Origin of the sequence: Micromonospora sp. CPCC 205739 (assembly GCF_036906795.1) — a bacterium.
In the GTDB taxonomy this organism is placed as follows: domain Bacteria; phylum Actinomycetota; class Actinomycetes; order Mycobacteriales; family Micromonosporaceae; genus Micromonospora.
Map to the genome: position 1 here is coordinate 117951 of NZ_JBAKHS010000004.1, position 12800 is coordinate 130750.

13 protein-coding genes are annotated in these 12800 nt (G+C 72.5%); 10 read left to right on the plus strand and 3 right to left on the minus strand.

Features of this window, described 5'->3' with window-relative positions; genetic code table 11:
* Positions 1 to 37 precede the first annotated feature (37 nt).
* Positions 38 to 637, minus strand: a complete 600-nt coding sequence (locus tag V6U88_RS08795) for a TetR/AcrR family transcriptional regulator (protein WP_334451447.1) — start codon at positions 635 to 637, stop codon at positions 38 to 40.
* Positions 638 to 734: 97 nt separating this feature from the next.
* Between V6U88_RS08795 and V6U88_RS08800 the strand changes: the two genes are divergently transcribed.
* From V6U88_RS08800 to V6U88_RS08840, 9 genes are all read left to right on the plus strand, one after another.
* Positions 735 to 1712 (plus strand): hypothetical protein, encoded by a 978-nt coding sequence (locus tag V6U88_RS08800; RefSeq protein WP_334451449.1) that lies wholly within the window; start codon positions 735 to 737, stop codon positions 1710 to 1712.
* A 57-nt stretch (positions 1713 to 1769) separates the two neighbouring features.
* Entirely contained in the window at positions 1770 to 2111 is a 342-nt protein-coding gene (locus V6U88_RS08805) for a hypothetical protein (protein ID WP_334451451.1), read from the plus strand.
* Between the two features lie 277 nt (positions 2112 to 2388).
* Positions 2389 to 3456 (plus strand): BMP family lipoprotein, encoded by a 1068-nt coding sequence (locus tag V6U88_RS08810; protein ID WP_334451898.1) that lies wholly within the window; start codon positions 2389 to 2391, stop codon positions 3454 to 3456.
* A 257-nt stretch (positions 3457 to 3713) separates the two neighbouring features.
* Complete coding sequence (locus tag V6U88_RS08815; RefSeq protein ID WP_334451900.1) at positions 3714 to 5243, plus strand: ABC transporter ATP-binding protein; 1530 nt, start codon at positions 3714 to 3716, stop codon at positions 5241 to 5243.
* 98 nt (positions 5244 to 5341) lie between these two features.
* A complete protein-coding gene (locus tag V6U88_RS08820) occupies positions 5342 to 6571 on the plus strand; it encodes an ABC transporter permease (RefSeq protein ID WP_442934606.1) in 1230 nt (409 codons plus the stop codon).
* 3 nt (positions 6572 to 6574) lie between these two features.
* On the plus strand, positions 6575 to 7855 hold the full coding sequence (locus tag V6U88_RS08825) for an ABC transporter permease (RefSeq protein WP_334451454.1): 1281 nt from the start codon (positions 6575 to 6577) through the stop codon (positions 7853 to 7855).
* A gap of 142 nt (positions 7856 to 7997) precedes the next feature.
* Positions 7998 to 8708, plus strand: coding sequence for a cytidine deaminase (locus V6U88_RS08830; protein WP_334451455.1), 711 nt, complete (start codon positions 7998 to 8000; stop codon positions 8706 to 8708).
* 55 nt (positions 8709 to 8763) lie between these two features.
* The gene (locus V6U88_RS08835; RefSeq protein ID WP_334451456.1) at positions 8764 to 10044 is read left to right on the plus strand and encodes a thymidine phosphorylase; all 1281 of its coding nucleotides are present in this window, start codon (positions 8764 to 8766) and stop codon (positions 10042 to 10044) included.
* 134 nt (positions 10045 to 10178) lie between these two features.
* Positions 10179 to 10859 (plus strand): DUF4272 domain-containing protein, encoded by a 681-nt coding sequence (locus V6U88_RS08840; RefSeq protein ID WP_334451457.1) that lies wholly within the window; start codon positions 10179 to 10181, stop codon positions 10857 to 10859.
* Positions 10860 to 10868: 9 nt separating this feature from the next.
* On the opposite strand, the gene V6U88_RS08845 is transcribed toward V6U88_RS08840, so the two are convergent.
* Both V6U88_RS08845 and V6U88_RS08850 read right to left on the minus strand, forming a co-directional pair.
* The gene (locus V6U88_RS08845; protein WP_334451902.1) at positions 10869 to 11753 is read right to left on the minus strand and encodes a putative RNA methyltransferase; all 885 of its coding nucleotides are present in this window, start codon (positions 11751 to 11753) and stop codon (positions 10869 to 10871) included.
* Between the two features lie 48 nt (positions 11754 to 11801).
* Positions 11802 to 12305 carry a MarR family winged helix-turn-helix transcriptional regulator gene (locus tag V6U88_RS08850; RefSeq protein WP_334451458.1) on the minus strand — a complete coding sequence of 168 codons (504 nt, stop codon included), beginning with the start codon at positions 12303 to 12305 and terminating at the stop codon, positions 11802 to 11804.
* 58 nt (positions 12306 to 12363) lie between these two features.
* On the opposite strand from V6U88_RS08850, the gene V6U88_RS08855 reads away from it, so the two are divergent.
* A complete protein-coding gene (locus V6U88_RS08855) occupies positions 12364 to 12777 on the plus strand; it encodes a PPOX class F420-dependent oxidoreductase (protein WP_334451459.1) in 414 nt (137 codons plus the stop codon).
* The last annotated feature ends 23 nt before the right edge of the window (positions 12778 to 12800 follow it).

Genomic DNA, 12800 nt, shown 5'->3' on the forward strand with positions numbered 1-12800 from the left:
GCGCTCGCCGGGCCGTTCCGGCAGGGGCGGTGCGGGGTCAGGCGGGGCCGGCGCCGATCAGGGTGCGGATCCCGGCGAGGTAGGTGTGCCGGTCCGGACGGCCGGTGAGGACCTTCTGCAGGACGTACCCCGGGACCAGGGCGAACAGCGCCGCGCCGACCGCGTCCGGGTCGGCGTCGGGAGGAAGTTCGCCCGCCTCGCGGGCCCGCCGGGCCAGCAGCGCGAAGTAGTCGCGGAAGCCGCTGTACGTCGTGTGCACGAAGGCGGCGAGCGCCGGGTCGCGCTGGGACTCGCTCCACACCTGGATCGCCAGGCGGAGGACGCCGTCCTCACCCGCCTGGGCGTCGACGTAGGTCAGCGCCCGGTCCAGCGCCTCGACCAGGGGCACCGGCGGCTCGGCGGCGGCCAGTTCGGCGAAGACGGCGTCCGCCCCGCCGATCACCGACTGGGCGATCGAGGTGATCAGGTCGTTCTTGCTCGGAAAGTAGCGGTAGACCGCCCCGACCGAGAGCCCCGCCTCGGCGATCACGTCCTGCATCGAGGTGTTGTGGAAGCCGTCACGCATGAAGCAGCGCCGGGCCGCGTCGAGGATCTGCTGTCGACGGGCCGCGAGGTGGGCGTCCGATACGCGTGGCATGACACACAGTGTAAAACGAACGCTCGTTCTTGACGGACGGCCGTGGCGAGGCGCACGCTCGATTTAAGAAAACGAGCGTTCGTTTTAAGGAGTGGGCATGTCCCGTTCGTCCCGGCCCCCGATGCTGCTCGCCGTGCTCGTCGCCGCCCTCGCGGTGACGGTGCAGACGCTGCTCGTACCCCTGTTCGCCGGGCCCGCCGCGAACCTGGCGCCGCGCGACCTGCCGGTCGCCGTCGCCGGGCCGGCGCCGGCCACCGCCGAGCTGGCCGGCCGGCTCGCGGCCGCTCGGCCCGGCGCCTTTGTGGTCACCGAACTACCGGACGCCGCGGCGGCCGACCGGGCGTTGCGCGACCGCGAGGTGTACGCCGCCTTTGTCGTCGGCCCCGACGGCGTCGGGCTGCACACCGCCCCGGCCGCCAGCCCCACCGTTGCGGCCCTGCTCACCGAGGCCGCGACGGGACTTTCCGGCGGCCGGCCGGTGCCGGTGACGGCGGTGGTGCCGGCCGACCCGGACGACCCGCGGGGGGCCGGCTTCGCCGCCGGTTTCCTGCCGTTGGCGCTGGCCAGCATGCTCGCGGGCGTCCTGCTCGCCACCCTGGTCGCCGGCCGGCGTGCCCGGCTGGTCGGGCTGCTCGGCTACGCCCTGCTCACCGCGCTGGTCGGCACGGCGGTGCTGCACGGCTGGCTCGGGGTGATCGGGGGCGACCTCGTGGCCGAGGGCGCGGCGGTCGGACTCTTCGCGCTCGCCGCCGCCGGCACCGTGGCCGGGCTGGGCGCGCTGCTCGGCGCCCCGGGGCTCGGCGTGGGCGCGCTGCTGGTCTTCCTGCTGGGCAACCCGCTCTCCGCGGTGAGCGCCGCGCCGGAGCTGCTGCCGCAGCCGTGGGGTGCCGTCGGGCAGTTCCTGCCGGTGGGCGCCGGTGGGACGCTCCTGCGGTCGGCCGCCTTCTTCGACGGTGCCGGCGCGGGCCGGTCGGTCGCCGTGCTGACCGGCTACGCGGTGGCCGGGCTCGCCCTGGTGCTGGTGGCGCGGAGCCGCGCGCCGCGGTCCGCTGACGCCGACGAGATCACGGTATGAGCTCAGCCGGGCGGGGCGGCTACTACGAACTGTCGTTGGTGGGGGAGGATGGCCGGCGTGGAAGCTCTTCGGCTGGTACTTCTCTACGTCCATCTGATCGGGTTCGCGCTGCTGCTCGGCGGGGCGATCGCCCAGTACGTCAGCGGCCGGCTGCGGATCAACGCGGCCATGCTCTGGGGCTCGGTGATCGGTCTGCTCACCGGCATCGGGCTCGCCGCTCCGCTGCGCGAGGGCGACGAGCCCGCCCCGGCGAAGCTTGTTACCAAGTTGGTGCTGGCTCTGCTGATCTTCGTAATGGTCTTCTTCTCCCGGAAGCGGGCTGAGGTCAACCGCGGGCACTTCCTCGCGCTCGTCGGGTTGACCCTGGTCAACGCGGCGGTCGCGGTGTTCTGGCGGTAGCCTCACGCACCCGCCCGCGGGCCCGGGGAAAGGGACTTTCGGGACAGCGGTCGGGTCACGTATCAGTACTCTGAGTGATCTGCCCCACGCCAGGGTTACGCCGGGATAACAGGCGTTCAACAGTCGTGCACGATTGGCGGCCGGTGGGTGGGCGCGGGCGTACGCTCCCGTCCGTAACGTGGGATGCCGGCAGCACAGCGCTGGTCGGTTCAAGGGCTGCCACCGCACGAGGCGCGGTGTGCAATGGGAAGGAGACGTCTTGCGCTCTGTGCGTGGGATGCGGATCGCCTCCGCGATCGCGGCGGGTGGGCTCGTGCTGGCCGCCGCCGGGTGTGGTGAGGCCCCCGAGGACGACAACAACGCCGGCAACGGCGCCAAGAAGTACAGCGCCTGCATGGTGACCGACGTCGGCGGCATCGACGACAAGTCGTTCAACACCTCCGCCTGGAAGGGTCTCCAGGAGGCCGAGAAGGCGAACGACAACATCGAGATCAAGTACGTCGCCTCGAAGGCCGAGGCGGACTACGAGGTCAACCTGACCGGGTACGTCAACCAGAAGTGCGACTTCATCCTGGCCGTCGGTGGCCTGATGTCGGACGCCACCAAGAAGATCGCCGCCGCGAACCCGAACCAGCAGTTCGGCATCGTGGACGCGAACCCGGGCGTCGGCAACGTCTACCCGATGCAGTTCGACACCGCCCAGGCCGCCTTCCAGGCCGGTTACCTGGCCGCCGGGATGAGCAAGACCGGCAAGGTCGGCACCTACGGTGGCCTGCCGATCCCGCCGGTGACCATCTTCATGGACGGCTTCGTCGACGGCGTGGCGCACTACAACAAGGCCAAGGGCAAGAACGTCCAGGTGCTGGGCTGGGACAAGGCGACCCAGAAGGGCTCCTTCACCAACGACTTCCAGAAGCAGGACGAGGGCAAGAAGGTCTCCGACACGCTGGTCGCCCAGGGCGCGGACATCGTCATGCCGGTCGCCGGCGGCGCCGGCCTCGGCACCACCGCCGCGGCCCAGGCCTCGGGCGGCAAGTACTCGGTCATCTGGGTGGACGTCGACGGCTGCGAGAGCACCCCGAACTGCGCCGCGCTGCTGACCACGGTCGTCAAGAACATTCCGGACGCCGTCAAGGACGCCGTGCTCAAGGCCGCCGGTGGCGAGAAGCTGCAGGCCCAGCCGGGCTTCGTCGGCAACCTGGCCAACAACGGCGTCTCGATCGCCCCGTACCACGAGTTCGAGACCAAGGTCCCGGCGGACCTCAAGGCCGAGGTCGAGAAGATCAAGGCGGACATCGCCGCCGGCACCATCACGGTCACCTCGAAGGCCCAGCCGACCAAGTGACCGCCTCCCCGGCCGCCGCGATGAAATCATCGGCAGCGGAGGCCGGCGGGCAACAGGCATGACGATCGGCCGCCTCGGCGTACGTGGGACACCCCGCGTGCGCCGGGGCGGCCGATCCGCTCCACCTTGCGGCCGACCCTGCCGGTCGGCCGACCGGCAGCTAGGCTGCACCATCGCTCGCACTCCAGGAGGTTGCGCTGAGACTCGAACTGCGCGGCATCACCAAGCGGTTCGGTGATCTGGTCGCCAACGACCACATCGACCTGACGGTGGAGCCTGGAGAGATTCATGCCCTGCTCGGCGAGAACGGCGCCGGCAAGTCGACCCTGATGAACGTGCTTTACGGGCTCTACCAGCCCGACGAGGGCGAGATCCTGGTCGACGGCCAACCGCTGAAGCTGAAGGGGCCGTCGGACGCGATCGCGGCCGGGATCGGCATGGTGCACCAGCACTTCATGCTGGTGCCGGTCTTCACGGTCGCCGAGAACATCATGCTCGGCGCCGAGCAGGTCCGGGGCGGCATCGCCGGCTTCCTGGACCGGCGGCGGGCCCGCCGCGAGGTGGCCGAGGTCTCCGAGCGGTACAACCTGCGGGTCGACCCCGACGCGGTGATCGAGGACCTGCCGGTCGGCATCCAGCAGCGGGTGGAGATCGTCAAGGCGCTCACCCGCGACGTCGATTTGCTCATCCTCGACGAGCCGACCGCGGTGCTCACCCCGCAGGAGACCGAGGAACTGCTCACGGTCATGCGGTCGCTCAAGGCCGCCGGCAAGTCGATCGTCTTCATCACCCACAAGCTCGGCGAGGTCAAGGCCATCGCCGACCGGATCACCGTGATCCGGCGCGGCAAGACCGTCGGCACCGCCTCCCCGGAGGCGAGCCGCGACGAGCTGGCCGCGCTGATGGTGGGGCGCAGCGTCCGGCTCACCGTGGACAAGCAGCCGGCCACCCCCGGCAAGCCGATGCTCGAGGTCTCCGGCCTGGTCGTCGACGACGACCGGCGGATCCGCGCGGTCGACGGCGTCGACCTGACCGTGCACGCCGGTGAGGTGCTCGGCGTCGCGGGCGTGCAGGGCAACGGCCAGACCGAGCTGATCGAGGCGATCATGGGCCTGCGCCCGGCGCTCGCAGGCACGGTCACCCTCGACGGCGAGCCGATGCGCGGCTGGTCCACCAAGAAGGTGCTGCGGGCCGGCGTCGGCTACGTCCCCGAGGACCGCAGCGTCGACGGCCTGGTCAAGGAGTTCTCCGTCGCGGAGAACCTGGTCCTGGACATCTACGACCGGCCGCCCTTCGGCAAGGGCCTGGCCCTCAAGCCGGACGCGATCGCGAAGTCGGCCAAGGAGCGGATCGCGCAGTTCGACGTCCGTACCTCCTCGGCCGACGCCTCCGTGGGCACCCTCTCCGGCGGCAACCAGCAGAAGGTGATCGTGGCCCGGGAGCTGTCCCGGCCGCTGAAGCTGCTGATCGCCGCCCAGCCGACCCGGGGCGTCGACGTCGGCTCGATCGAGTTCATCCACAGCCAGGTGATCCGCGAGCGGGACGTGGGCACCGCCGTCATGGTGGTCTCCAGCGAGCTGGACGAGGTGATCGGCCTGGCCGACCGGATCGCGGTCATGTACCGCGGCCGGATCATCGGCATCGTCAGCCCGGACACCCCGCGCGAGGAGATCGGCCTGCTGATGGCCGGCATCACCCCGGACGCCGCCGGCGGGACCGCCGGGGCGACCCCGACCGGCGCCGTGGCCCCGGCCCCTGAGGGCCCTGGTAACGAGGACGAGGCATGAGCAACTCCAACGCGGTGTCGGGCTCCCCGGACAAGGAGCCGGCGACCGAGGCGCAGGCCGCGCAGGACGAGGCGGGCAACACCGACCGCGGCGCGACCATGACCGCGCCGAAGCAGCCCACGGATCAGCCCCGGCCCACCCTGGGCCGGCTCTTCCTGGACAACCTCTGGGCCGCCAACACGGTCACCGTGACGGTGCTCGCGCTGGTGCTGGCGATGGTGGTCGGCGCAATCCTGATCATCGTCTCGGACCCGGACGTGCTCGCCACCTACGGCTACATCACCGCCCGGCCGGGTGACGCGCTCACCTCCAGCTGGACGGTGGTCAGCGAGGCGTACGCGAACCTGTTCAAGGGCGCCGTCTTCGACCCCGACGCGGTCGGCTTCCAGGCCGCGCTGAGCCCGATCTCCGAGACGCTCACCTACACCGCGCCGCTGGTCTTCACCGGCCTGTCGGTGGCGCTCGCCTTCCGCGGCGGGCTGTTCAACATCGGCGCCCAGGGCCAGGCGACCATGGGCGTCATCCTCGCCGCGATCGCCGGCTTCGCCCTGCCGCTGCCGCCGCTCGTGCACCTGCTCGTCGCGCTGATCGCCGGTGCCGCCGGTGGCGCGATCTGGGGCTTCATTCCCGGCATCCTCAAGGCGCGCACCGGCGCGCACGAGGTGATCAACACGATCATGCTGAACTACATCGCGGTCTACTTCCTCTCCTGGGTCATCATCCAGAACGGGGTGCAGAATCCGGAGCGCGCCGACGCGATCAGCAAGCCGGTCGACTCCTCGGCGCAGCTGCCCCGCCTGCTCGGCGACGACCTGCGCGTGCACGCCGGCATCCTGGTCGCGGTGCTGGCCACCTGGTTCGTCGCCTGGCTGCTCAACCGCTCCACGCTCGGCTTCGAGCTGCGCGCCGTCGGCGCCAACCCGGACGCCGCCCGGACGGCCGGCATCAGCGTCACCCGGACGTACGTGCTGGTCATGGTGATCGCCGGTCTGCTCGCCGGCCTCGGCGGCAGCCAGATGGTGCTGGGAACCACGGCGAACGCGCTGACCCCGCTGGTGGTCGCGCAGATCGGCTTCGACGGCATCCTGGTCGCGCTGCTGGGCCGGGTGAAGCCGTGGGGCGTGCTACTCGCGGCGCTGCTCTTCGGTGCGCTCCAGGCCGGCGGCAACCGGATGCAGTCGTACTCGGGGATCTCGCTGGAGCTGGTCACCGTGCTCCAGGCGCTGATCGTCATCTTCATCGCCGCACCGGCCCTGGTGAAGGCGATCTTCCAGCTCCGGGCCGCCCGCGCCGCCCGGTTGCAGACGAGCCTGGCGAAGGGCTGGTAAGGCATGTCCACCATGGCTGTCCCCGACGTCGCCGTCGCAACGGTCGACGAGGGATTCTGGACCCGCAACCGCAAGATCGGCGCGGTCCTGCTGGCGCTGGGCGTGCTCGCCACGGTGCTCTTCGGCGCGCTGGCCACCGGCCGGCAGGCGCGCTTCACCCTCAGCGAGACCGAGGGCGGCGCGGCGTTGGAGATCAACGGCACGGTCGGCGCGATCCTCTTCGGGATCATCGCCGCCGCGGCCGGAGCGGCCCTGCTGGCCGGGATCCCGAAGCGCTGGTTCACCCTGGTGCTCGGCGTCGGGCTGGTCGCCTTCGTGCTGAGCTTCCTCTGCTGGCAGGTGTCGGCCGCCCCCGAGGGCCGCAACTTCATGCCGATGGTCAACATCGTCCGGGGCACCTTCATCCTGGCCCTGCCGCTGATCTTCGGCGCCCTGGCCGGCGTGCTCTGCGAGCGCTCCGGCGTGGTCAACGTGGCGATCGAGGGGCAGTTGCTGATGGGCGCCTTCAGCGGCGCGCTCTTCGGCAGCATCTTCAACAGCGTCTGGGTGGGCCTGGTCGCCGCGGCGATCGGCGGCGCGTTCATCTCGCTGCTGCTGGCGGTCTTCGCCATCCGCTACCTGGTCGACCAGGTGGTCATGGGTGTCGTGCTGAACCTGCTGGCGGTCGGCATCACCGGCTTCCTCTACGAGCGGCTGATGCAGACCAACGCGGAGAAGTACAACAGCGCGCCTCGCTTCACCAACTGGGAGATCCCGCTGCTGGAGGACATCCCGGTCATCGGGCCGGCGCTGTTCCGCGGCAACATCTTCCTCTACCTCGGCCTGCTGCTGGTGCTGGTCATCCACATCGCGCTGTTCCGCACCCGGTGGGGCCTGCGGACCCGGTCGGTGGGCGAGCACCCGACCGCGGCGGACACCCTCGGCGTCAAGGTGCTGGGGCTGCGCTACCGCAACGTGCTGCTGGCCGGCGTGGTCGCCGGCATCGGCGGCGCCTCCTACACGCTGGCGCTCTACAGCTTCACCAAGAACATGATCGGCGGTAAGGGCTTCATCGCCCTGGCCGCGCTGATCTTCGGCCGGTGGAGCCCGACCGGGGCGCTGCTCGCGGCGCTCTTCTTCGGCTTCGCCGACCAGCTCGCCACCTACCTGGGCGCGATCGGCAGCAGCATCCCGAGCCAGTTCCTGGCGATGCTGCCGTACCTGGCGACGATCCTGGCGGTGGCCGGGCTGGTCGGCCGGGTGCGCGCTCCCGCAGCGGACGGCAAGCCGTACATCAAGGGCTGAGCCGTCGGCGGACGCCCGTGATCCGTGCCCGGTGGGGGATTCCCCGCCGGGCACGGTCGTTCCCGGGGGCGGGCGGGTGTCGGCGGACACCAGGGGTACCCCTTCCCGCGCCCGACCAGCCTGACTTGGGCAGAATGGTGGGATGACCGAGATCGACTGGGAGCGGCTGCGGGCCGCCGCCACCGAGGTGATGCGGCACGCGTACGTCCCGTACTCGAAGTTCCCGGTCGGGGCGGCCGCCCTGGTCGACGACGGCCGGGTGGTGACCGGCTGCAACGTGGAGAACGCCGCGTACGGCGTCACCCTCTGCGCCGAGTGCGGCGTGGTCTCCGCCCTGCACGCCTCCGGCGGTGGCCGGCTCGTCGCGATGTCCTGCGTCGACGCCACCGGCGAGCCGCTGATGCCGTGCGGCCGGTGCCGGCAGCTGCTCTGGGAGAACGGCGGGCCGGAGTGCCTGGTCGAGTCCAAGGGGCGACCGCTGCGCATGGCGGAGCTGCTGCCGCACGCCTTCGACGTGGCCGACATCGAGGCGGTGACCGGGGAACAGCCGGTCCCGGTGGTGCCGGAGCGGCTGGCCGCCTGGCGCGGGCGGGGCACCGTCTTCGTGCACCCCGACATGTCCGCCGGGCAGCAGGTCTGGACGGCGTACTGGGAACGGTCGGCCGGGGACGCCGAGGGCGCCGAGACCGGGGTGCTGGAGGAGGGCCCGAGCTGGGACGAGCCGGCCGCGGCGATCACCTGGGGGCACGCCCGGACGCCCCGGGTGGTGGTGGTCGACGCCAGCGGCACCATCTTCTGGGCCGGCGAGGGGGAGCCCCCGATGGAGATCCCCACCCGCTGGCCCGCCGGCTGAACCCGTCCTGGCGTACCGCCGATCAGCAGAACCAGACAAGCAGAGGAACTCGACGATGAGTGCGTTCACGGCGGTCGACGTCATCCGGACCAAGCGGGACGGGGGTGTGCTGAGCGACGCCCAGATCGACTGGGTGGTCGACGCGTACACCCGGGGGCTGGTGGCCGACGAGCAGATGTCGGCGCTGGCCATGGCGATCCTGTTGCGCGGGATGACCCCGCCGGAGATCGCCCGCTGGACCGCCGCGATGATCGCCAGTGGTGAGCGGCTGGACCTCTCGCCGGTGGCCCGGCCCACCGTGGACAAGCACTCCACCGGCGGCGTCGGTGACAAGATCACCCTGCCGCTCACCCCGCTGGTCGCGGCCTGCGGCGGCGCGGTGCCGCAGCTCTCCGGGCGCGGCCTCGGGCACACCGGCGGCACGCTGGACAAGCTGGAGTCGATCCCGGGCTGGCGGGCGGCGCTGAGCAACGACGAGTTCATCTCCCAGCTGCGCGACGTCGGCGCGGTGATCTGCGCGGCCGGCGAGGGGCTGGCCCCGGCCGACCGCAAGCTGTACGCGCTGCGCGACGTCACCGGCACCGTCGAGGCGATCCCGCTCATCGCCAGCTCGATCATGAGCAAGAAGATCGCCGAGGGTACCGGCGCGCTGGTGCTCGACGTGAAGGTCGGCTCCGGCGCGTTCATGAAGTCCGTCGACGACGCACGGGAACTGGCCCGGACCATGGTCGAGCTGGGCGGCGCGCACGGGGTGAAGACGGTCGCGCTGCTCACCGACATGTCCACCCCGCTCGGCCTGACCGTCGGCAACGCGGTCGAGGTGACCGAGTCGGTGGAGGTGCTGGCCGGTGGCGGCCCGGCCGACGTGGTGGAGCTGACCCTCGCCCTGGCCCGCGAGATGCTGGACGCGGCCGGCCTGCCGGACGCCGATCCGGCCGCCGCGCTGCGCGACGGGCGCGCGATGGACGCCTGGCGCGCGATGATCCGCGCGCAGGGCGGCGACCCGGACGCCCCGATGGCGACCGCCAACGAGGTCGAGGTGGTCCGCGCCCAGGCCGACGGCTTCGTCTACTCGATCGACGCGTACGCGATCGGGGTGGCCGCCTGGCGGCTCGGCGCCGGGCGGGCCCGCAAGGAGGACCCGGTCAGCGCGGCCGCGGGTGTGGTGCTGCACAAGCGGCCCGGCGACCCGGTCCGGGTCGGCGACCCGCTCTACGAGCTCCGCGCCGACCAGGCCAGCCGGATTCCGGCGGCGCGGGCGGAGGCCGAGCGGGCGGTCCGCCTGGCACCCACCGCGCCGGCCGCGTCGTCGCTGGTCATCGAGCGGATCGGCTGAACGGCCGACCGCGCGGGACCGGTCGGTCGGTGGCGGACCCTCGGCGTGGTGCCGACCCGCCCCGGGCGCTACTCTCCCAGCCCAGGGGGATAGTCCGGCGGTGACGCCGACGCGAGCAGACAGGGACTTCGACCGTGCTGGTACCCGCCCCCGATCCCCGGGAAGTCCGTGAGGCGAGCCTGGACGAGCTGTCCCGGTTGCGCCTGCCGTTGCCGCCGCCGCAGTTCCCGCTGGTCTGGGAGCCGGGCGACGAGATCGAGTTGCGTCCCACCAAGGAGATCGAGGCGCGGATCGCGGTCCTGCACCTGATCCTGGCCCGGTGCTTCGGGATGCCGCCGCAGGCGGCGATGAGCTGGCTGCTCGACTCGCACCTGGTCGAGATGGTCACCCCGCCGGAGTGGCAGTTCGTGATGGGCGGCAAGGGCGACCACCGCTCGTTCGTGCTGCACCACGACGCGCTCTTCTCACTGGCCTGGGTGCTCGGGCTGAGCAAGCAGCTCGACCCGACCATTCCGGTCGACGAGCGGCTGGTGGAGCGGATGCCGCACCTCGCCGGCGGGGAGACGTTCGGCCAGTGGCGGGCCCGCATCCTGGCCGCGCCGCAGCACCCGGCCGATGCCGCCGCTCTGCTGGACCTGCACTACTGCCTGGACTGGGCGTACCTGGAGGCGGAGAAGCGCGGCCTGGCACTGCCGGGCCTGGTGGACGCCAACGCGATCGGCCAGCGGCGCTGGGCGTTGGAGTGGGCGGTGGTGCTGCGCGGGCCGTACCACGACGAGCCGCCGGGCTGGGAAGAGGTCGACCTCTCCACCTGAGCCCGGTGGTCAGCGTGGGCGCCAGACGGTGAGCCGGACCGCGGCGGTGACCGCGACCGGCTCGGGCAGCGCGGCGATCCGGGCGGCGAGCCGCTGCGGGTCGGTGTGCCAGGCGCTGGGGCCCATGCCGACCAGGGTGGCCACCTCGGCCCGGGTCAGCCGCAGCCGGGCGGTGTGCCCGGCGGCGCGCTCCTCGGTGAAGTGACCGGCCAGGCTCTCGGCCACCCGGTCCGCCTTGGCCGGGTCCACCCGCAGCAGGTCCAGCGCGTCGACCAGCTCGGCGAGGTGCGCGTCGGTCGGGGTGACCACCAGCAGCGCCCCGGCCGGATCGAGGACCCGGTGGAACTCCGCGCCGTTACGAGGGGCGAAGACGTTCAACAGCACGGCGGTCGAGGCGTCGGCGAGCGGCAGCCGCTGCCAGGTGTCTGCCAGCGCCGCCGCGGCCCTCGGGTGGGCCCGGGCCGCGCGGCGCAGCGCCGGCTTGGAGACGTCCAGAGCCAGGCCGACGGCGTCGGGCAGCGCCGCCAGCACCGCGGCGAGGTGCCGGCCGGTGCCCGCCCCGGCGTCCACCACCAGCGGGTACGCCCCGACGCCCGGCTTACCGTCCGGCCGGTCGCCGGCGGTGGCCGGGGCGACGATCCGGGTGGCCGCCTCGGCGAGCGCGGCGGAGACGACGTCGTAGTGCCCGGCGGCCAGGAAGTCCGTCCGGGCGGCCACCATCTCGGCGGTGTCCCCGACGTGCGGGGCGCGGCCGGTGAGCAGGTTGACGTACCCCTGTCGGGCGACGTCGAAGCTGTGCCGGCGCGGGCAGCGCAGCGCGCGGGTGTCGGGGGCCGGGGCCAGCGGTTCGGCGCAGACCGGGCAGCGCAGCCGGGCCAGCACGGCCGGGTGCATCCCGGCCCCGGGCTGCTCGGGCGGGTGCGGCGCGGTCACCCGGTGAGCCTACGTGAGCGGCTCGGGACCCCGGCCGGACGCGCGCCCGGCGTCGCCGGCCCCGGCCAGCCGGTCGACGACCCGGTGGGTGAACCGGTCGAGCGCGGCCAGCTCGTCCGGGTCCAGCAGGTCGATCAGGTGCCGGCGGACGGCGGCGACGTGGCCGGGGGCGGCGGCCTCGATGGCCCGTCGGCCCTCGGCGGTGAGCACCACCACCGAGCCACGGCCGTCGGTGGTGCACTCCTCGCGAACGACCAGCCCGCGCTGCTGCATCCGGCTCAGGTGGTGGGAGAGACGGCTCCGCGACCAGAGCATCCGGTCGGCCAGCTCGCCCAGCCGCAGCCGCCCGTCCGGCGCCTCGGAGAGGTCGGAGAGCACGTCGTAGTCGGGCTCGGAGAGCCCGGCGTCGCGCATCAGGTCGCGGGCCAGCTGGAGGTCGAGCAGCCGGCGCATCCGGCGGTACCCCCGCCAGGCGCGGTCCTCGCGGTCGTCCAGCCAGCGGGGTACGTCCATGGCGGACAGCGTAGCCGGATGGTTGACACGTCATCTACACCGTCCCTAGGTTGATGACATGTCAACCAAATTGTGGGAGCTCTTCGGAGAGCGGGGGCGCGGCGTGCTGGTGACGCTGCGCCGCGACGGCCGGCCCCAGCTGTCCAACCTCGACTACCTCGCCGAGCCGGGCCTGATCCGCTGCTCGACCGTCGGCGATCGGGCCAAGGCACGAAACCTGCGCCGCGACCCCCGGGCCAGCTTCCACGTCACCACCCCCGACGGCGGCGCGTACGCCGTCGCCGAGGGGACCGCCACCCTCACCCCGCCCGCTGCGACCGAGGACGACGCCACCGTGGAGGAGTTGGTCGAGGTCTATCGCCGGATCCGGGGCGAGCACCCGGACTGGGCGGAGTACCGGGCGGCGATGGTCGCCGACGGCCGGCTGGTGATCCGGCTCGCCGTCGAACACGTCTACGGCTGGCGGCCCTGACCGGATCTGCGGTCGCGCCCCGT

Coding starts and splice junctions, on each gene's coding strand:
- V6U88_RS08795 (WP_334451447.1), bottom strand. CDS start 637: ATGCCACGCGTATCGGACGCCCACCTCGCGGCCCGTCGACAGCAGATC.
- V6U88_RS08800 (WP_334451449.1), top strand. CDS start 735: ATGTCCCGTTCGTCCCGGCCCCCGATGCTGCTCGCCGTGCTCGTCGCC.
- V6U88_RS08810 (WP_334451898.1), top strand. CDS start 2,389: ATGCGGATCGCCTCCGCGATCGCGGCGGGTGGGCTCGTGCTGGCCGCC.
- V6U88_RS08820 (WP_442934606.1), top strand. CDS start 5,342: ATGACCGCGCCGAAGCAGCCCACGGATCAGCCCCGGCCCACCCTGGGC.
- V6U88_RS08825 (WP_334451454.1), top strand. CDS start 6,575: ATGTCCACCATGGCTGTCCCCGACGTCGCCGTCGCAACGGTCGACGAG.
- V6U88_RS08830 (WP_334451455.1), top strand. CDS start 7,998: ATGACCGAGATCGACTGGGAGCGGCTGCGGGCCGCCGCCACCGAGGTG.
- V6U88_RS08835 (WP_334451456.1), top strand. CDS start 8,764: ATGAGTGCGTTCACGGCGGTCGACGTCATCCGGACCAAGCGGGACGGG.
- V6U88_RS08845 (WP_334451902.1), bottom strand. CDS start 11,753: ATGCACCCGGCCGTGCTGGCCCGGCTGCGCTGCCCGGTCTGCGCCGAA.
- V6U88_RS08850 (WP_334451458.1), bottom strand. CDS start 12,305: ATGGACGTACCCCGCTGGCTGGACGACCGCGAGGACCGCGCCTGGCGG.
- V6U88_RS08855 (WP_334451459.1), top strand. CDS start 12,364: ATGTCAACCAAATTGTGGGAGCTCTTCGGAGAGCGGGGGCGCGGCGTG.